General features: G+C 36.3%; 19 protein-coding genes. 6 read left to right on the forward strand and 13 right to left on the reverse strand.

The window, feature by feature from the left end; translation table 11 throughout:
• Positions 1-3: 3 nt before the first annotated feature.
• The 7 genes from AC1Q6O_RS14535 to AC1Q6O_RS14565 form a co-directional block, all read right to left on the reverse strand.
• Positions 4-1482, reverse strand: coding sequence for a PH domain-containing protein (locus AC1Q6O_RS14535; RefSeq protein WP_043990246.1), 1479 nt, complete (start codon positions 1480-1482; stop codon positions 4-6).
• Complete coding sequence (locus AC1Q6O_RS14540; RefSeq protein ID WP_008177068.1) at positions 1475-1954, reverse strand: PH domain-containing protein; 480 nt, start codon at positions 1952-1954, stop codon at positions 1475-1477. Before AC1Q6O_RS14540 ends, AC1Q6O_RS14535 begins: the two co-directional genes overlap by 8 nt.
• A gap of 123 nt (positions 1955-2077) precedes the next feature.
• Positions 2078-3613 carry a degradosome RNA helicase CshA gene (cshA, locus tag AC1Q6O_RS14545; RefSeq protein ID WP_090002031.1) on the reverse strand — a complete coding sequence of 512 codons (1536 nt, stop codon included), beginning with the start codon at positions 3611-3613 and terminating at the stop codon, positions 2078-2080.
• A gap of 352 nt (positions 3614-3965) precedes the next feature.
• Positions 3966-4658 (reverse strand): alpha/beta hydrolase, encoded by a 693-nt coding sequence (locus AC1Q6O_RS14550; protein WP_089985772.1) that lies wholly within the window; start codon positions 4656-4658, stop codon positions 3966-3968.
• A gap of 77 nt (positions 4659-4735) precedes the next feature.
• Entirely contained in the window at positions 4736-6103 is a 1368-nt protein-coding gene (locus AC1Q6O_RS14555) for a UDP-N-acetylmuramoyl-tripeptide--D-alanyl-D-alanine ligase (protein WP_239355150.1), read from the reverse strand.
• Between the two features lie 11 nt (positions 6104-6114).
• On the reverse strand, positions 6115-7194 hold the full coding sequence (locus tag AC1Q6O_RS14560; RefSeq protein ID WP_043990248.1) for a D-alanine--D-alanine ligase: 1080 nt from the start codon (positions 7192-7194) through the stop codon (positions 6115-6117).
• A gap of 114 nt (positions 7195-7308) precedes the next feature.
• On the reverse strand, positions 7309-8061 hold the full coding sequence (locus tag AC1Q6O_RS14565; protein ID WP_008177079.1) for a hypothetical protein: 753 nt from the start codon (positions 8059-8061) through the stop codon (positions 7309-7311).
• 339 nt (positions 8062-8400) lie between these two features.
• Between AC1Q6O_RS14565 and AC1Q6O_RS14570 the strand changes: the two genes are divergently transcribed.
• Positions 8401-9588 carry an FtsW/RodA/SpoVE family cell cycle protein gene (locus AC1Q6O_RS14570; protein ID WP_008177081.1) on the forward strand — a complete coding sequence of 396 codons (1188 nt, stop codon included), beginning with the start codon at positions 8401-8403 and terminating at the stop codon, positions 9586-9588.
• 57 nt (positions 9589-9645) lie between these two features.
• Here the strand turns inward: AC1Q6O_RS14570 and AC1Q6O_RS14575 are convergent, their stop codons facing one another.
• Positions 9646-9783 (reverse strand): Lmo0850 family protein, encoded by a 138-nt coding sequence (locus tag AC1Q6O_RS14575; protein WP_164908744.1) that lies wholly within the window; start codon positions 9781-9783, stop codon positions 9646-9648.
• Positions 9784-10117: 334 nt separating this feature from the next.
• Here AC1Q6O_RS14575 and AC1Q6O_RS14580 point away from each other — a divergent pair, with 334 nt between their 5' ends.
• Positions 10118-11278 carry an MFS transporter gene (locus tag AC1Q6O_RS14580; RefSeq protein WP_043990249.1) on the forward strand — a complete coding sequence of 387 codons (1161 nt, stop codon included), beginning with the start codon at positions 10118-10120 and terminating at the stop codon, positions 11276-11278.
• 167 nt (positions 11279-11445) lie between these two features.
• Positions 11446-12903 carry a cardiolipin synthase gene (gene cls, locus AC1Q6O_RS14585; protein ID WP_043990258.1) on the forward strand — a complete coding sequence of 486 codons (1458 nt, stop codon included), beginning with the start codon at positions 11446-11448 and terminating at the stop codon, positions 12901-12903.
• A gap of 52 nt (positions 12904-12955) precedes the next feature.
• Here the strand turns inward: cls and AC1Q6O_RS14590 are convergent, their stop codons facing one another.
• The 4 genes from AC1Q6O_RS14590 to AC1Q6O_RS14605 form a co-directional block, all read right to left on the reverse strand.
• Entirely contained in the window at positions 12956-13738 is a 783-nt protein-coding gene (locus tag AC1Q6O_RS14590) for a M15 family metallopeptidase (protein ID WP_043990250.1), read from the reverse strand.
• 150 nt (positions 13739-13888) lie between these two features.
• The gene (locus tag AC1Q6O_RS14595) at positions 13889-14140 is read right to left on the reverse strand and encodes a hypothetical protein (protein ID WP_008177088.1); all 252 of its coding nucleotides are present in this window, start codon (positions 14138-14140) and stop codon (positions 13889-13891) included.
• 51 nt (positions 14141-14191) lie between these two features.
• On the reverse strand, positions 14192-14950 hold the full coding sequence (yidC, locus tag AC1Q6O_RS14600) for a membrane protein insertase YidC (RefSeq protein WP_008177090.1): 759 nt from the start codon (positions 14948-14950) through the stop codon (positions 14192-14194).
• Between the two features lie 168 nt (positions 14951-15118).
• A complete protein-coding gene (locus AC1Q6O_RS14605) occupies positions 15119-15913 on the reverse strand; it encodes a helix-turn-helix transcriptional regulator (RefSeq protein ID WP_025114261.1) in 795 nt (264 codons plus the stop codon).
• 505 nt (positions 15914-16418) lie between these two features.
• Here AC1Q6O_RS14605 and AC1Q6O_RS14610 point away from each other — a divergent pair.
• The 3 genes from AC1Q6O_RS14610 (at position 16419) to AC1Q6O_RS14620 (ending at position 20204) form a co-directional block, all read left to right on the forward strand.
• Positions 16419-17069, forward strand: a complete 651-nt coding sequence (locus AC1Q6O_RS14610) for a LytTR family DNA-binding domain-containing protein (RefSeq protein ID WP_008177095.1) — start codon at positions 16419-16421, stop codon at positions 17067-17069.
• 350 nt (positions 17070-17419) lie between these two features.
• The gene (gene scpC, locus AC1Q6O_RS14615; RefSeq protein ID WP_089985773.1) at positions 17420-18940 is read left to right on the forward strand and encodes a succinyl-CoA:acetate CoA-transferase ScpC; all 1521 of its coding nucleotides are present in this window, start codon (positions 17420-17422) and stop codon (positions 18938-18940) included.
• Between the two features lie 121 nt (positions 18941-19061).
• A complete protein-coding gene (locus AC1Q6O_RS14620) occupies positions 19062-20204 on the forward strand; it encodes an MFS transporter (RefSeq protein ID WP_239355149.1) in 1143 nt (380 codons plus the stop codon).
• Between the two features lie 17 nt (positions 20205-20221).
• On the opposite strand, the gene AC1Q6O_RS14625 is transcribed toward AC1Q6O_RS14620, so the two are convergent.
• Positions 20222-20530 carry a YbyB family protein gene (locus AC1Q6O_RS14625; protein ID WP_008177106.1) on the reverse strand — a complete coding sequence of 103 codons (309 nt, stop codon included), beginning with the start codon at positions 20528-20530 and terminating at the stop codon, positions 20222-20224.
• Between the last annotated feature and the right edge of the window lie 251 nt (positions 20531-20781).

Below are 20781 nucleotides of genomic sequence, written 5' to 3' on the forward strand. Positions count from 1 at the left end.
CATTTAATGTTCGTACCAAGATAATATTGTTTCAGCATCTCGTTGTTCCAGACTCGAAACACTACCCGTTGTACCGGATGCTCCGGACATGACTGTTGCTTTTATAGACATAACATTTTTTCTTTTTTGAAAATACGATTGTGTACTTCCCATCGATTGTATACGTTTTTTCTCCACTATCAATGTGATTCGACTGAATACTCTATATTGTAAAGCCAGTTGCTTCCCATCAATTTGATAGCCTGCTGTTTTATGCTGCCAAACCCCAAGTAGTATCGTTAATGGAATGAGTAGCAATGACAATAGACCATACGGGTAGAAGAAATAACTACATGCACCAATAATAGGGACAAGCCAAATAAAATCTATGCGATAAAAGAAAGGTCTTGCTTTTTTAGGTGATCGAGTAAAGGAAGGATTCCAATTCATATCTGGGAAAAGACCCTCTAATGTCTGCATACAATCTTGTTTCTTAATGAGTGGGAATAAGGTAATTTTTTTATCCTTCCCCTCTTCACCATTACCTCCAGCACTCTCAACAACAACCGTTGCAAAGCCTGTTAATTGACGCAATGGATTTTCAACAATACGAATAGCCTGGATTCGGTTTAAAGGTAAGGTTATACGCTTTTTCTCTAAAAGTCCTTTAGTTATGATCAGCTTATCTTCTTCGATACGGACTGTATATTCATAGTAATTAATCAAGGTAATAAGGACAGAAACAACCCAGGCTACTATTAAAATTAACATAACCGATATCGCTATTAAAAAGGCCCCGACTTTCACAAAATCAGCCAACTCATGGAAAACAGTTTCATAAGGAATAATATCTGAAAACTGAGAGGCGATAGCAGCAAGACCAGATAACACAACACCAATCCCACCAGAAGTTGTGGCTAACACTAGTAAGTCACGCATGGACATATGGTAAAGAGTTGGTGCGGAAATTGAAATTGAATCGTCTGCGACCTCCGTCTGTTCTGCATATTGTTGGTTTACACCTTCATTTTTGGCACGGCGCATTTCTAGTTCAATAACATCTGCCGCTTCTTTACGAATTGCAGTAAGTTCTACTTCAGGCTTGCCACCTTTACTCCCTGCTGTTTCCACCTGAACTTTGACTAATCCAAAAATACGGTGGAAAATTCCTTCATTATAGTTCAAACTTTGAATACGTTCAAACGGAATATAACGCTTCTTTTTAACAAACAATCCATATTTGATACGGAGTTCTCCATCCTCATACCAATAAACAAATGTCCGCCATTTAATAATGCCTCCAATCAATGCAAGGAGTGCGGCTATTCCCCATACACCGAAGAGTAAAATGGTATCAAAAAAATGATCACTACGGAAATTTAGTGAAAAATTAAAGCCATTCGTTATGATAATGATCGCAATGGGTAATATCATACTTTTTAATGCTTTGACGCTCGTAATTACTGCTGATATAGGATGTAAACGATTAATCTCCTTAGACATCATCTTCCGCCACCCTTGCTAACTCAGAGATACGAGCACGAAGTGAATCTGCTTCGTCCATGATAAGTGCGGGAATTGTATGTACGGTTGCTGCCGTTGATATGGAGATATTACCTAAATCATATTTCTTTAAAATCGGTCCCTGTGTCGTATCAACATGTTGGACACGAACCATTGGTATGAGCGTACGTTTTACTACAAATAAGCCATGTTGTACTTCAATTTCATGTTCTCGCACTTCATATCGCCATCGTTCCCATCTAATTTTAGGAAAAATAAAAACTGATAATATGGCACTTAATACTACAATCGCCCCAGCTATGTAATAAATAAACGTTGGCCATTCAAAATAATAAGTACCATAGCTTACGATTCCTGCTGCAATTAATAGCACCACTGTTTGTATGACACCATATAAACGCCATACAGTTAACCCTTTACGGGAAATTTGATGCACTGGTTGAGCTCTCATTGTCGTTCCCCCTCTTTTCTATAGTAGGTTATACGGAATTCATGACCGTTTTGTTTCAACTATATACGAAAAAAAACCTTACAGCCAGTATGACTGCAAGGTTTTAATATCTACTTACGAAAATTAATCTTCGTGACGTCGAGGAGAACGAGAACGACCTTGTCCACCTTCACGACGGCCTCCTTCACGGCGACCACCTTCACGACGACTGCTACTGTTACTATTACTATTACGGCGATCTCCACCACGAGAGTCACGACGTCCACCGTAGTTACGATTATTACCACCGCGACCACGATCTCCACCGCCACGATTACTGCTAGAGCGTTCACGACGCATTGGTAATGGACGTTCTTCTGAAATTGTTACTGGTGTATCATCTGGCTCTTTCGTTAATGAGCGAAGAGCAGCTGCAACAACATCAATTGCCTCATGATTATCAAGTATTTCTGACGCAAGTGTACGGTAATCACCTAAGTTGTTATTAGCAATAAGACCTTCAAGAGTATCAAGAGCTAATCGTTGTTGTCCTACTAATGCTTCATCTGTTGTTGGCGGACGAAGTGGAGTCATACGTTTCTTCGTAGTTTCTTCTACGATACGCAAGTAACCCATTTCACGTGGCGTTACAAACGTAACAGCAAGACCTGACTTACCTGCACGACCTGTACGACCAATACGGTGAACATAAGATTCAGGGTCTTGTGGAATATCGAAGTTGTATACGTGTGTGACACCAGAAATATCAAGACCACGTGCCGCTACATCCGTCGCAACAAGGATATCAATTTTATTTTCTTTAAATTGACGCAATACAGAAATTCGCTTAGCTTGACTTAAATCACCGTGAATACCTTCAGCAAGGTAACCACGAATAGATAAAGCTTGAGCTAGCTCATCTACACGACGTTTTGTACGACCAAAGATAATAGCAAGTTCTGGTTGGTGAACATTTAATAAACGAGATAAAACATCGAATTTTTCACGTTCAGCAGATTTTACGAAATATTGATCAATATTATCAACAGTTAATTCTTTTGCTTTAATTTTTACGATTTCTGGATCACGCATAAATGTTTCCGCAATTTTACGGATTGCTGGCGGCATTGTTGCTGAGAACAGTAATGTTTGACGCTCAGCAGGAACGTTTTCTAGGATGGAATTAATATCATCGATAAAGCCCATATTTAACATTTCATCTGCTTCATCCAATACTAATGTTTGCACATCTTCTAATTTTAACGTACGACGATTAATATGGTCAATAATACGTCCTGGCGTACCAACAATGATTTGAGGTTTATTTTTCAGTGCACGGATTTGACGGCCAATTTCTTGTCCCCCGTAAACTGATAATAATTTCACACGTTTATCATAGCCAATCTTGTAAAGCTCTTCAGATACTTGAATAGCTAATTCACGAGTTGGAGCAATAACCAATGCTTGGATATTAGGGTTTTTTGGATCGATTTTTTCAATTAGTGGAATCCCGAAAGCGGCAGTTTTACCAGTACCTGTTTGCGCTTGACCTAATACATCACGGCCTTCAATAGCAAAACGAATAGTACCTTCTTGGATTGGTGTTGCTTCTTCAAATCCCATACGCTTTACAGAGCGTAATGTAGATTCGCTAATATTTAATTCTGAAAAATTTGTCAAACTTCTCAATCTCCTTTTTTTCCTTTTAAGTTGACAAATGGTTACATTTTCAGATGAAGTTGTCGGCAAATTCGAGCCTGTGTAGTGGAACGTTTCCGTTACTTAAAAATTCTCTCTACATGATCATTCATGTAGAGCTCTCTTATATGAAAAGGAAAGCCCGGTCTTTACCGAGCGGTTCGATTCTGTCGTAATTATTCACTTTAGAATAAAACCGTTGTGTTCAAAAAAAAGTACTCTTCAACCAAATATGAAGAGTCTTCGCACAAAATGTATCCATTGCTTACACTAGTCTAACATGGCTTTAATACGTATGCAACGATAACGCATGAGTCGTAATAATCTGACTACTTCAAGTATCCTTTAAAAACAGCAAAACCCGCGGAAACCAATCGGAGCAATCTTCCTCAAGACATATATGATGCCTTCCATTATCAGAAAAATACAAAATTTTATCAGTGGAAGCCAATTCATCATAAAGAAATTGTGCTGTGTTAAACGGCACTATTCCATCCTGTTTCCCTTGCACTATAAAGACAGGAATTTCGATATGCCGATAATACGGTTCCACGATTCGAACCAATTTCATAAATTCAATTGTTGAAGCTAATGGCACATTATTAAACTTATGTCGATAACGTAAAAATAGCTCATTATTCGTTAAATTATGATGATATGCATCTGTCGCAAGTAATTTGAAATCAATGACCAGTTGCTTAGGACTAATATATTTTGCAGCAGCACTCAATAATACTAGCTTTTTTACCTTATAACGTTTCGCCAAATATAAAGCTATAATGCCCCCCATTGAAAATCCAACAACGATGAGCTCATCTACTTTTTTAGCTAATGACCGTATGGCTAGCTCTGCGTCCATTAACCAGTGCTTTGCAGTAAATCCATCCATATGCAAGGCTTCACCATGACCCGATAATGTTGGTTCTACTATGAGCCAATCCGTATGCGTCCGTAAGTATGTTGTAAACGGCTCCATCTCATAGGGACCACCTGAAAAGCCATGAATGCATAGTACACCTATTGACAAATCCCTCACCTCGTTTAACAAAGAAACCTCTAAAAAAATGAATCGGTGAGCAATTTATCCCACCGATTCAATGAAAATTATGACGTAAAAGCTTGTAAAATTGTCTCTAATTTCATACCACGGGAACCCTTCAGCAAAACAATAGATGATTCATTAGCAAGTTTTAGTTTTTCAATAATAGCCGTATAATCATCTTCGGCATATAACAATCGCTCTGCTCCAAAGCGCTCTTTTAATACTTCATAAAGATGAGTCATTCGAGGCCCAAATAGACAAACGTAATCGATTTCTTGCTCATCTATTTCCTCCGCTAGCCCTTCATGGAAACGCTGTTCATCCGGCCCAAGCTCTAGCATATCCCCTAATACAAGCCATTTTTCAGGTCGAATAGTTGAAGTAGCGATAAATTGAATAGCCGCTTTTACAGAGGTAGGTGCAGCATTATAAGCATCATTAATAAATAATGCACCATTTGTACCTTGTACTTGTTGCATCCTCATATCTGTTAATACTACATGCTCTAAGGATGTACGAATTTGCTCATTTTTTAAACCTAGTTGATGAGAAATTAACATGGCAACCAATGTATTTTTCACTTGATGCTTTCCAAGTACAGAAATAAAGAAGTCACCCTCTATCATACCGTGGGTAGTAAAGCTACTACCATTAGCATTGGCATGAATATGATCAGCATATAAAAGGTTATTTGGCTCTAATCCAAACGCTACGGCATTTAAATGCATTTCCTTAGCCACTAATTCCTGTAGCAATGGTTCATCTCCATCATAGAATAATAGGCCATCCGGCTGCATTCCTTGAATAATCTCAAACTTTGCCTGTGCGATACTTGCACGGGACCCTAAGTCCTGCATATGGGCCTCACCGATATTTGTAATAACTGTCATATGTGGCTGAGCTAGCTTTGTTAAAAATTCAATTTCGCCGAATCCACTCATTCCCATTTCAAGGACAGCTACCTCTGTATCTTCATCAAGCTGTAAAATAGTAATCGGTAAACCTAGTTGATTGTTAAAATTCCCAATTGTCTTTTGAACTTTAAAGAACGGTGCAAGTGTACCCGCTAAAATATCTTTTGTTGATGTTTTACCGTTAGAGCCAGTAATACCAATAAATTTGGCTTTATGTTCATTACGATAAGCTCGTGCCATTTCCTGTAAAGCTACTTCCGGATCATCCACAAACAATAAAGGTATACCTTCCGGCGGATTAGGTTCATCCTTTTGCCAGAGAGAAGCACCTGCACCTTTTTCAAACGCCTGAGCAACGAACCGGTGTCCATTTGTTTGCTCACCACGAAATGGTACAAATAAATCCCCCTGTTGAATTGTTCTTGTATCAATGGAAATTCCTGATACAACCGTATCATCGTAAGCCGACATATCCTCATTTAACCATGCAGCTAATTGTTTTAATGTTTTTTTCACAATAATCCCACTCAGTCTTTTTTATAGTGAAGCTGTTGTTTTTCTTCAAAACGTTCAATGGCTAACGTAATCAAACGATTGATCAGCTCTGGATAGCTTACATTTGTATGTTGCCACAATAGTGGATACATACTTACTGGCGTGAAACCAGGCAATGTATTGACTTCATTAATGTAAACGCTATGATCAGCTGTTACAAAGAAGTCGGCACGAACTAAACCGCTACCATCAATCGCTTTAAAAGCCCGTTTTGCCAGATCTTTTAAGCTTGATTCTGTTTCCTCTGGTAGCTCAGCTGGAATAATAAGTGCTGTGGAGCCGTCCGTGTACTTAGAATCATAATCATAAAATTCTGTAACAGGTTTAATTTCACCTGGTACTGAAACTTCCGGATAATCATTTCCTAAGACGGCAAGTTCAATTTCTCGAGCGATAATACCTTGCTCGACAACAATTTTACGATCGTATTGTAAGGCAACCTCGATTGCTTTTTTTAATTCATCACGGCTTGTTGCTTTGCTAATTCCAACGCTAGATCCTAAATTTGCAGGTTTCACAAACATTGGCCAAGTTAATCTTTCTTCACAGCGTTCAATGATAGCCTGTTGTTCATTCTTCCATTCACTGCGAATAAAGTACGTATAGGGCACTTGTGGTAAACCAGCAATCTCGAATAATTGCTTCATAACCACTTTATCCATTCCAGCAGAAGATGCTAAAACCCCATTTCCTACATAGGGAAGATTTAAAACTTCTAGTAAACCTTGCACGGTTCCATCCTCACCATTTGTTCCATGTAGCAATGGGAAAATAACATCGAACTGTACTGATTTGCCATGTTCATCGATTAAAAAATCAGTAATATTATTTTCTAAAATTGTAGTATTATCACCAAATTGTAGTTCTTCGATAGTACTTACAGGCTTTTCTAAACGATCTCCACGTCGCCATTCTCCTTCAGATGTTATGAAAATCGGATATACTTCATACTCCTCGAAATTCAAAGCACCAGTGACTGCACGAGCTGTTGATAAGGATACCTCATGCTCCGCTGACTTTCCGCCGTATAATAAACCGATTCTTTTTTTCATTTTTGTGCCCTCCACATACTTCTTGAGTACTATTAGTTTATCACGAAACGTCTTGACAAATGACATAAAAATCCCACCGTAATTTTCGACGGTGAGATTTAAGTGTATATTTCGTTAAATAATATAAATCAATTCATCGTGCTCAGTTTTCAAAATGGTATTTAAATCGTCCCATACTTCATCAGGAAAAGAATATTCTGACAGGTTGCGGACTTCTATCCCATATGCCACTTTTGGTTTTTCAATACGGTACAACGATAATAATGCACCGTCTTTAGCAAATGATCGATAAGAACGTAAGAATTCAGGTGAAATGGTAGGGATACTTGATTTTACTTTTCTACGCCAAAATCCAGAGCTACGTTCCTTTTCGCGAATTAAACTATTAAAAACATTTGCCACCAATAAATCCGAATCACTTAAATGTCGGAAATAAATTTTTGTCATTTTTTCTAAATCTGAAGAGTAATAGACGAATCTATTTTGCAATTTGTTAAAAAATGCAGATGTAATCGGTTCTTTTTTATGACTTATGTAAAGCAATTCCCCTTGTTCCATCGGTGTTAGATGGTCTAGCCTCTTCTCATCCATAAAATCGACCCAACATAGTTCCTTGGACTCAGCCGATTTTTTTACAAAATGGGGTACCTCTTCATCCAATACATATTCAAATTGTGTATGCATATTAAAAGAACCGTCTTCATAGGAATGTTTTAATAAAAGTAAGTGATGCAGTGGTTCAAGCGAAGCCGCAAATTGCGAGAATTTTAACCCGCTAAAAATGACAAATTTATCGACATCATTCATATGAACATAAATATGATACATAAAATCATCAGCTGACTTTAATTTTTTAGCCACAACCATCACCCCATTCTTCACTACATTATAAGACTAAACTCGATTTTTTTGAAACATTTTATGTTAATTGTCGTCACAACTATATACGCAGGCATAAAAGTGCTTTTTGCGTTATAATAGGAATGTTACACATGCATTTGCATACAGGTTTTCGATTACTCATTGAGTTAAAATATTTGCTTAAAAGTTCCATTGACAACGTTCAAAGCAAATTGCAATCTTATCAGTAGACATTCTTCTTTCTGATTTTGAATTCGCACTATTCTTTCAACATTATAAACGAAAATGGAAGAAACGCATTATATTTACTCATATTGAGATACTATTTTTATTTAGGTGGATTTTATGGAAAATAAACGAAATTTCGCAAATCGTTTTGACTGGACCCTTGCTTTTATTCTTTTCACTTTTCTAGTCATTAGTTTGTTAGCTATTGCATCTGCCCAAACATCCGGTCAATATGGCATTAACTACGTTCCAAAACAAATGCAATGGTATGTAATTGGTGCAGTAATTATTGGCATAGTGATGTTTTTTGAGCCAGATCAATATAAAAAAATGTCATGGTATATGTATGGAGCAGGGATTGCCTTATTGGTACTGCTTATATTTATGCCTGAAGGAGAAGGTCAAATTGGTGCACCGGTCAATGGCGCAAAAAGCTGGTACCATACACCGCTTGGTAACATTCAACCTTCAGAGTTTATGAAAACATTCTACATCTTAGCACTGGCACGATTAATTAGTAAGCATCATGAAGTCTATTCATTAAAATCATTAAAAACAGACTTCTTATTATTAGGAAAAATCGGTTTAACTCTTATCGTTCCATTAGCGATTATTTTGAAACAACCAGACCTTGGTTCAGCACTTGTATTCTTTGCCATTACCGCTGCCCTTATTATTGTAGCAGGTATTTCATGGAAAATAATATTACCTACATTTTTAGGTGGCGTAGTAGCAGGTGGTTCACTATTATGGATGGCTCTCTATATGCAAGATTTCTTAGAGAAAACATTCGGTTTTAAAACGTATCAGTTCGCTCGAATCTATTCTTGGCTCGATCCCTACTCCTATTCTTCCAGTGATGGTTACCATTTAATTACATCGCTCAATGCAATTGGATCAGGTGAAATTTTCGGTAAGGGCTTTCGAAACCGAGAAGTATATGTTGCAGAGAACCATACCGATTTCATTTTCACTGTAATCGGTGAGGAATGGGGCTTTATTGGGGCAAGCATTGTTATTTGTATTTTCTTCCTACTAATTTATCATTTAACAAAAACTACTCTTTTATTGAAAGACCCATTTTCAACATATGTTTGTGCTGGTATTATCGCTATGATTACATTCCATGTGTTCGAGAATATAGGAATGACGATTCAATTATTACCGATTACCGGTATTCCACTTCCATTCATTAGCTATGGTGGTAGTTCATTAATGGGGAATGCTCTAGCTATCGGACTTGTCTTTAGTATGAGGTTCCACTATCGGACATACATGTTTACTACACATGATGAAGATGAATAAAAATAGAAAAAGGGAAGCCTCTAGTACAGAGACTTCCCTTTTTCTATTGTAAACGAGTTAAGCTTGAACTTGCGGTGTCTGCGTTGGTGGTGTTAGCACTTTTAAAAGTTCTAGTCGAGACTTTGTTACAGTGGCTGTTACACCCAACTTAGATAAATTCGAAACAATCTTTTTCAAATCTACTTCTTTCCTCATACATTCCACCTCAATCTTTCCTCGATTTTATATAACGTTTAATTGGCAAAAAAGTTTCATTTTTCTACGAGTATGATGTCTGACAAGTTTATCATACCATTTAACTTTGCTTTGAAATTTTTCTTTTTTGTGACATTGTATTTTTTTATACCCTGCCCTGTTCACCACCAAACATTTATAAACTAACCTAAACCCCCATATTTTATTCATTTACATTATTTCACAGCAAAAGAAAAGCCGTCTATCCATGTTTCTCCTTCCGTTTTCTTGTAATAGCAAGAACAACGGGGTTAGAATATACATATTGAAATAATGTATGAAAGCAGGGAACTATATGAAAAAGGCAATTTTATTATTAATGTCTGTTCAATTCCTCGTTTACCTAGGGTTCGGTATTATTATTCCAGTCTTACCTGAGGTTATTGTGCAGCAAAATTGGGATAATCTCCATGTTGGTGGCTTACTGACCGTCTATTCATTAGCTAGCTTTTTCACTGCACCATTTTGGGGCATGCTATCAGATAAGGTAGGTCGTAAACAGCTAATCTTAACGGGACTAATTGGTTTTAGCCTAAGCTTTGTTATTTTTTCATTATTTATTGATAACTTAGCTATTTTATATGTTTCCCGCGTTGTAGGAGGATTATTTTCAGGAGCTTTATATACGGCTGTAACAGGATTTATTGCAGATATGTCTAGCGAGGAGACACGTAATAAATATATGGGCTTTATGGGTATGTCCATCGGTCTAGGATTTATTTTTGGCCCAGCAATTGGTGGAATGCTAGGTCATTATAGCTTGCAATTACCGTTTATCGCATCAGCTATATTAATTGGACTATTATTTATTTATGCAAGTTTCGTCTTAAAAGAACCTGAAAAACGAAAAGATTCAAATAAACGTGCTATTGTGCCAAAAGGTGCTGGGAAAATGCTACAATACCGTGTGCGTTACTTATTTATGTTTTCATTTTTAGTAACATTTATGTTAGCAGGTGTAGAAGCTACATTCCAACTATTCCAAATCGAAAAAATTCAAATTACACCATTACAAATTGGTTATTTATTTATGTTTAGTGGCTTTGTTGATGCTGCGATACAAGGTGGTGTCGTTCGCCGAATTAAAAACGGCAGTGAGACAACTTGGCTAATCGGGGCACAAATTGTAACGGCTGTGGGTATGCTTTTATTCACGTTAACCGCTAACCTATTTATCGCAGGGCTAGCATTATGTGTCTTTACAGCCGGAAACGCACTTGCGAGAACATGTGTTGTTTCACTATCCTCTAAAGAATCTGGCGGGCAATATGGTACAGCAGCTGGACTATCTTATTCCATGGATAATCTGGGACGCATACTAGGTCCACTATTTTTCACCTGGTTATTTACAATGCATGCAAGTCTCGGTTACTATACATCAGCAGTAATCGCTATTCTTTCTATTAGCTTAATTTTTATTTTTAAAGCCTCTAAAAAATCGTTGCGTTTTGATTAACATTGATCATGGCTACGATAGAATGATTATCAAGCAATTCGGATTATCTCTAGTAAATCATAGAGATAATCCTTTTCTATGCTAACTAGCTATTTAAAATCTTCTTTCCTCATTTGAAGTAGGCTATACTAAGTATGTTATTATCAATAGTAAAGGCAGGTGTAGGAATGAGCATTTTTACAGATATAGAATACTTAGTTCCTTTTACTTTATTTTTTAATATTTTATTAGCCATGACTATCATTTTTTTAGAACGTAAAGATGCTACATCTACATGGGCATGGATTCTCGTCCTATTTTTCATACCATTAGCTGGGTTTATTTTGTATCTATTACTTGGAAGACAGTTACGAAAAAAACATTTATTCCGTTGGGAAGGGCGTAAAGATATCGGTATCGATACGCTCATCAACTATCAAATGGATGCCATTCGTAATGAAACATTTGAGTTTCGTATTTCAAATGCAGAGAATTATCAAGAGATGATTTACATGCACCTTAGAACAAACAATGCCGTTTTAACGCAGGACAATCATCTAGATATTTTTGATGATGGGGCCAATAAATTTGAACAGCTCCTTAAAGATATTGAAGCGGCTAAGGACCATATCCATATTCAATACTATATCTTCCGTCTTGATGATTTAGGAACACGAATCGTTCAAGCACTAATTAAAAAGGCGCAGCAAGGTGTCAAAGTACGCCTCCTCTATGATGAGATGGGCTCACGTAATGTGAAGAAACGTCATTTCAAAGAATTGCTTAATGCCGGAGGCGAGGTAGAAGTCTTCTTCCCTTCCATCTTCCCACTACTTAATCCCCGTTTAAATTTTAGAAATCACCGAAAAATCGTTGTCATTGATGGCCGTATTGGCTATATCGGAGGTTTTAATGTTGGGGATGAATATTTAGGCTTACAAAAAAAGTTTGGGTATTGGAGAGATACACATTTACGTATTGAAGGTAGTGCTGTACATCCACTCCAAACACGCTTTTTATTAGATTGGAATCAAGCAAGCTCCCAGCAAAAGATGGGTTACTCGGACCGCTACTTCCCTGCTATCCCGAAAAAAGGTGATGTTGGTTTACAAATTGTATCAAGCGGACCTGACTCCGATTGGGAGCAAATTAAGATTGGTTACTTAAAGCTGATAAATATGGCTCAAAAGTATATCTATATTCAAACGCCTTATTTTATTCCCGATGTAAGCTTCTTAGATGCCATTAAAATTGCGACTTTGTCCGGTATCGATGTACGTATTATGATCCCTAACAAGCCAGATCACATGTTTGTTTATTGGGCTACATATTCCTATGTTGGACAGCTGCTTCGTGCAGGAGCAAAAGTATATATCTATGAAAAGGGCTTTATTCATGCCAAAGCTATCATTATCGATGATGAGGCTTCCACTGTTGGTACAGCTAATATCGATGTTCGAAGCTTTAGCTTAAATTTCGAGGTGAATGCCTTTATCTATGATGCCAACATTTCGCATCAGCTGGCGGAGCTGTTTGAAAAGGATATTTTTGATTGTACAGAGCTGACGTGGGAGATGTACCAAAACCGTTCCTCATTGATCAAATTTAAAGAATCAATATCTCGGTTATTAACTCCTATCTTATAAAATGAAAAAGGAAGAGAGCTTGTTCGTTTAGAACCGCATCTCTTCCTTTTTCTTATTTCACGCCTAAATATTCTTCTAGCGTAATGCTTTGCTTAGCAATTTCTTTAGCTACATCCTTACCAACATAACGATAATGCCAAGACTCATACATATAGCCTGTAATTTCCTCTTTGTTTTGAGGGAATCGTAGAATAAACCCATACTCTTGAGCGTGTGCAAATAACCACTGCCCTGCTGGTGTTTCTCCAAATTCCTCTGTCAGCCATACATCTTCTTTTCCACGCTCTCCTATATCAAACGCTAAGCCTGTTTGGTGTTCTGAATAGCCTGGACGAGCACTGTATCGATCTGCCGCCTCTTGTCCATCACGATTAACATAGTTGTTATAAAGTGTTGTTTGATATTCAAAAGAACGATAACCGCTAAAAGCAACTAAATCAAACCCTTGTTGCTTGGCAGCCTCTAGCATTTGATTGAGCGCTTGTCTTGCTTCTGGATTTTCCTCAGGTGCAAAGGTAGAAGGAAGCGGATAAATTTTATTTGCTAGCAGAATGCCTTTTATATACGTTGGTTCGGTAGGTAAAGTTTGATTAGGCAGATAGCCATTTTCGTCTGGTTGCTGCTCTGGCTTTTCAGGTGTTTCAGGTGTAGTGTCTGTCTTCTCTGTTGTAGAAGAATCTTGGTCTGTTGATTTATTTGTTTCTGTAGATTTTGGTTGCTCATTAGATGCACTATTTACTTGATTATTTTTATAGTTGTAAACTACAAAAATAGATACGATTAACGCAACAGAAATCAAAGCACCCATGATGAGCAAAAGACGATTGTTTTTCACTATTTATGCCCCTTTTAAAAATAGCACATACGAAAAGAGTAGGTCCTCCCTCTGTAAATACTTATCTTATTTTATTACTTGATTGATATAATCTCATTTTAGCACTGTTCACATTTTCAGGTGTGAAATTCACCTGTTATTTTGTAAATATTAGTCTGTAAGAATAATGATGAATACGATGATTGAAGCTAACGCAAAAAATATCGCCATATACTTCATCCATTTTGCTTCTTTTCCATATCCTTGTTCTTCAAAACTTTTTGCTCTAAAGCCATTTGACATGGCAAACATAATTGTCATTGCAAGTACAGCAAAATTAAATTTCCCTATAATAATAAATACAAGTGCCGCAATACTAAAAATAGCGACTAAAATGGATGATAGCCATTTTCTGTTCATCATGTTGTCCCCCTAAAAAAATCGAGGCAACAGAGGCGCCTCGACATGAATAAATTATTTTGCTTTTTCTGGATGTTGCGAATAGTACTTTCGCCCAATATATGTTTGTAGAATTAACAACGCACCACTGACAGACCAATACAAAGGTAATGCTGCCATAGATGACATCGAAATAAAGACAATCATAATTGGTGAAATATAAATAAACATTTTCATTTGAGCCTTTTGCTGCTCAGGTACAGTCCATAATGATACTCGTGCCTGAACGAGGTACACAATACCCGCTACAATCGTCATGACGATATCAGGTGACCCTAAGCTAAACCATAAAAACTCATGTGACTTCACATCTGTTGAATATAAAATTGAGAAATAAAGACCCATAATAATCGGCATTTGAATTAACATTGGTAAGCATCCCATGTTTAATGGATTAATGCCATGCTTTTGATAGAGAGCCATCATTTCTTGTTGATATTGCGTTTGCTCTTCTTTTGTCTTAGCTTCTTTCATTTTCTTCTGAACTGCTTCCATTTCAGGCTTGAATGCATCCATTTTTGTTTTCATCAATTGTTGTTGACGATAGTTTTTCAACATAATTGGCATTAAGACTAAACGGATTAGAACAGTAATCGCAATGATTGCTAAACCATAGCTGCCTGCAAAGATATTGTTCCCGAAAAATTCCAATAAAAATTCCATAGGTTTTACAAAGATACTATAGAAAAAACCTTCTTTGTTTTGCACTGCTTGACAGCCACTAAGTACAAAAACAGCCAGCCCAAGCATTGAAAATAGTTTCAAATTTTTCATTTTTCCACCTACTATAATTTATCAACTACTGTGAAGTATACCTTATAGGGTCTATCTTTATCAAATAGCAAGTGCTACTATTTATGTTTGTTATTTTCATAAAAAAAGGTGCGAGCTATAGCAGTATAGCTAACACCTCTGCACCTCATATTTTTCTATGCTCAAAAGCTATGCATTTTGTAATTCTGTCTCAGCCATTTCAAATCGGTAAAATTCATGATGAAGCTCATCTCTAAAATGCTTCGGCGTAACACCAGTATACTTTTTGAAAATACGTGTAAAATAACTTTGGTTACAGAAATGGAATTGATCAGATATAGATGTGATACTTTTGTTGGTATGTCGTAAGTAGTATTGTGACTCTTCTACACGTCGAACATTTAAGTATTCAACTAATGTAATACCTACATGTTCTCTAAAAATACGTGATAAGTGACTAGTACTTATGTGGAAATTATTAGCTATACTTTCCACAGTTAAATCATTTTCTAATTCATCATTTATATACATGATCACTTTGTTGACAGTTTGATGTCGGAAAGTCGGTTGTTTGCGATCTGCAATAAAATAAACAAAGAAATCAATTAAATCATCGGCAAATTGCAAAAATTCTGCGTCTTTCATTTGGTTTTCGATCATATCATTACAAGCAATATTGAAAGCAAATGCCTTTTTTGAAGGTACTTGATTGTCTAGCAATTTTCGAGCAACGATCGAAGACAAAACGGAAAAATAACCTCGAACAATTTTAATGACCTGCTTCCCAAAACGAATTGAAAGAATATCAATTAATTCATGTAAAGATTTTTTCGCTTTGGTGGATTCTAAATGGTAAATTTCAAAAATTAATTTCGACTCAATATTAAAAAATTCTTCGACGCCGATATATTGATTTATATTATCGATTTCTTGGAAGTATCTTTTGGAAATCGTTTCTGACATAGAATGTTGATGTAGTTGCATAATCTTCCCCATCTTTCCTCAGAGTGCACGAACTGCATTACAATATTTGACATCAATCCCAGTGAATAAAAAATAAGAAAATAGTATTTATTAATTTATCTTAAGAACTGAGTCCTATTTCACATTTTTTTTAAAAAACTACCTTATAAATAACCTAACTTAAACACCAGAACACAAGAAAATAGACTATACAGTGAATTTTACCATATTCTGCGATTTCCTTTCAACCACATTTTAATTGCTACTCTAGTTCTAATTTATCACATAGCCATAGTAGAAACCTTGTAAACTTATTCCTAACAATTAAATTTTACCATATACGTATTAAAATATTTTAGTCATTATCTAAATGTATTTACAAATTATACAAGACAAATTTCACCATTCTAATGAGTCAATCGACATTTTTCTATTTTATTCCTAAATCTTCTCTATATAATTTATATGATTATGTAGTAAAATAGATGATAATACTATTTTTAAAAGTTTAGACGAGGTGTTTAAAGTGGAACCAAAACAAATAGAAGAAATTATGGAGATTATTAAGGAATTCTTTCCCGAGAATACTTCCATTGCTATCTCTGATACCAATGAGTATTTGTATTACCAGCCAAGTAAAAAGGTTGATTTAAAAATTAAACCTGGCGACCCTATTAAAGAAGGTTCAGCGGCTCACAAAGCCCTAAGCTATGGTCAAAAAATTAGCTCGTACATCGAACCTGATGTTTTCGGTGTAGCTTATTACGGTATGAGTATTCCTTTAATGGAGGAAGGCGAAACTAAAGGAGCTATTACTGCTATCTTCCCGCAAAAACCATCAGCATTCTTAACAAACTACATTACCATTAAAATCGATGATTGCTGGTACCCAATTAAGCATGATCAAGTGATTTATTTAGAAACACAACTCCGTAAAACATTTGTTAAAACAATGTCTCGTGAAGGTTATCACCGTTTAAACCTAAGTGATTTAGAGCTATTTTTAGCACCTGATTCATTTATTCGTTGTCACCGCTCTTACATCGTTAACATTGACTACATCGATGAAATTCAACCAGATTCTCACTCAACGTTTTTATTAATTATGAAAGACGGTACTCGTATCCCTGTTAGCCAACGCTATGCAAGCTATTTCCGCCGTTCTTTAGGTTTCTAATTTTAAATACAGCGAGCAATCTATGTGGATTGTTCGCTGTATTTTTTTAATCCGAAATAGATCCCCTCATGTCCCCTATTAACAATTTTTGCATAGTTTTTATGTAGAAATTACCTATATTTATACAGCTCTACAATAAAACGTTTTCTCTGTCGAAAAATCATCTTAATGCTCGATTTTCCTTTTTTTACTCAATTTAATGCTATTCATAAAGTAATTGTGACAATTTGGTGATAGTATTATTCAAATGGTTGGAGTCATACTACAACTGAATAAACAGAAAATTCTCAAATGTTTTTTCTAGTTTTGTAATCGGTTTCCATCAAAATTATTTAGGGGAGGATTTTTTTATGGATGCAAATGTTCAAAAACGCCTAGGTTTAAAAGAGCTTGAGAGTAAAATTGTCACTGCTGAAGAAGCAGCAGCGCTTATTTCTAATGGTGATGTAGTTGGGATGAGTGGTTTTACTCGTGCTGGGGACGCAAAAGTTGTGCCAATGGCTTTAGTTGAGCGAGCAAAAAATGAAGAATTCAAAATTGATGTATATACAGGTGCATCATTAGGACCAGAAGTGGATAAGTACTTAGCAGAAGCTGGTGCCATTCGTAAACGTGGACCATTCCAAGGAGACGCTGGTATCCGTAATTTAATTAACTCTGGTGATGTTTTATATGTAGATGCTCACCTTTCTCATAATGCTGAGCTAGTGCGCCAAGGAATTATCGGACCAATTAAGTATTTAATTCTTGAAGCGGTTGCTATTACTGAAGATGGGTTAATCATTCCAACAAACTCTGTAGGTAACTCACCTATCTTTGCAGAATATGCAGAAAATATTATTATCGAGTTAAACATCTCACATCCAGAAGCTTTAATCGGCATCCATGATATTTATGTACCTGGTGAACAAGGTAAGCGTGAAGCTATTCCAATGACAGACGCTATGCAACGAATTGGTGATATCGGTATTAAAGTGGATCCAGCTAAAATTAAAGCAATTGTTATTTCTGAAGAGCCAGATGCTCCTTCATTAATCGTACCTCCAGATGAAGAAACACAAACTATGGCAAACATTTTATTAGACTTCTTTAGCAATGAAATTAAAGCAGGTCGTTTAACCAAACAATTAATGCCATTACAATCTGGTGTTGGTTCTGTTGCAAACGCTGTACTTGATGGCTTTGCAGATTCAGAATTTGAAGATTTAATCGTGGCATCAGAAGTACTTCAAGATGCAGTATTTAACTTAATCGATGCAGGTAAGGTTAAATTTGCCGCTGCAACTTCAATTACATTGACTGAAGAATTACAGCAAAAAGTATATGGCAATTTAGAAAAATATGCTGATAAAATTTGCTTACGTCCACAAGAAATTTCTAACCACCCTGAGCTTATCCGTCGTTTGGGTCTAATCTCAATCAACACAGCTCTTGAGTTAGATATCTATGGTAACGTAAACTCAACGCATGTCTCTGGTACTCGTATGATGAACGGTATCGGTGGTTCAGGAGACTTCGCTCGTAACGCACGCCTTGGTATTTTTGTTACAAAATCATACGCAAAAGGTGGAGCAATTTCTTCTATCGTGCCAATGGTATCTCACGTTGATCATACTGAGCATGATGTAGATGTTATCGTAACAGAACAAGGTATCGCTGACTTACGTGGTCTTGCACCAAAAGAACGTGTACCTTTAATTATTGAAAACTGTGCACACCCAGATTATAAAGAGCAATTATGGGATTACTACAACCGTGCTGTCGAAGCAACTGGTAGCCATCAAACGCCTCACCTTTTAGAGGAAGCACTTTCTTGGCATGTAAATCTTGCTAAAAACAAAACAATGAAAAAAGAAGTTTCAAACGCTTAATCTTCAATTTTCAGGACGCCTACTAAGTGAAAACTTATTGGGCGTTCTTTTTTATTGGAAATGTTATAATAGGAATATATGCAACTAACTTACTAATTTGTTCTAATTCATGGGAGGAGCTATGAAAAAATTTATTTATGTAATTATTTTCTTTTCTTTTTTCGACCTATTTACCCAGCTACCTGTTATGAGTACATATGCTGAGTCTTTAGGAGCATCAGCATTCCTTACAGGTCTTGCAGTAGGTATGTATTCGTTATCCAATACATTTGGTAATATAATTTCAGGCTTTTTAACGGATCGCAAAGGACCTTTTATCATACTCATCGTTGGTCTCTTAACAACAGGTTTATCATTAACACTTTATAACTTAGTAGAGGAGCCTATTGCGCTTTTAGTAGTCCGTTTTATTCATGGACTTGTTGCAGGCCTCATTGTCCCTGCCGCCTTTACATTTTTAGCAAACGCTACTGAGCAAGAAAAAAGAGGTAAGGGTAGTGCTATTTCTGGCGCATTTGTTGGTATTGCTGCTATTATTGGCCCTGCTTTTAGTGGTATTCTAGCAAGCCGGACAAGTGTCCCATTTGTTTTTAATATTACTGCAAGCTTTATGCTTTTATTAGGGATTCTTTCTTTCTTTTTACTAAGAGCAAATCAAGTAAAAAAAGAAAAAGCGGCACCAAGTACATATATTCCGATAAGTGTATTTTTTAATAATACAGGAACATTAAAGGCATTTTCAGGAGCCTTTTTCTTAATGTTTTCACAAGGTGTAATTGCATATCTTCTACCGCTCAAAGTTCAATCTCTAGGCTTTGACTCTCGTTTAAGTGGCACATTGATGAGCACATTTGGTATTATCGCTGTACTTGTTTTTTTATTACCAACTAATCGTATCTTTGATAAGGTTAACCCTCTAAAAACATTGTCACTCGGTATTGGATTAATGGGATTAAGCCAATTATTAATAAGCCAAGCCGATTCTAGCTCTTTTCTTTATCTAGCAATGGCATGTTATGGGATTGGGTTTGGATTCCTTTTCCCTTCCGTCAATTCACTTTTAATCGATTCTACAACGGCTGAAATACGAGGAAAAGCATATGGTTATTTCTATGCATTCTTCTCTCTTGGTGTAGTATTAGGTTCTTCCTTGTTAGGATGGCTATCACTTGGAGTGATCAGCGGCTTTATCTTTACGGGAATTGTATTATTAATATTTGCTGGAGTAATACTACTCCCACACAAAAGACCTTCTCATGCATAGATGAGAAGGTTTTGTCATTATTTTTCCTTATCTTGAATTTCCTCATTATAGAAGTGGACACCAGTATGTCCTCCACCTTCAGCGACCATTTCATTTGATGCAATCTTCGTTGGAGAAGTACCAGCCTCTGTTGCCACCTCTGTTGATACGCGTTCTGCAATATTGTCGTGCATATCAGGACCTGTTGTCAGATAAGATTCTAATCTTGATTTCATATTATTAAACATCGATAGTGCTTTATCACGGTTCTCTTTTTTACTTAAATAAGATGCTGCTAATCCCGCTAATCCTGCAATGACAACACCTGTTCCTTTTCGTTTAGCCATAATTTATTACCTCCTAAAAATATAGAAACTAGCTCTGTACTATAGTTTTTCCCTATTCTTAGAAGAATAAACATTTATTTTTTTATCTCTATCTGCATATATATAAGAATAAGAAATATACTTGCCTACATATCCGCCGTACTAACCATTCTTCTATTAACATTCAGCTCAATTTTCGACATTTATCATAATTATGTAATTTTTTATGATTATAATAGGCAAGTAAAGGGAATTAATGAATTAATACTAAA

It is taken from the genome of Lysinibacillus sp. GW823-FHT06C08 (assembly GCF_058795135.1).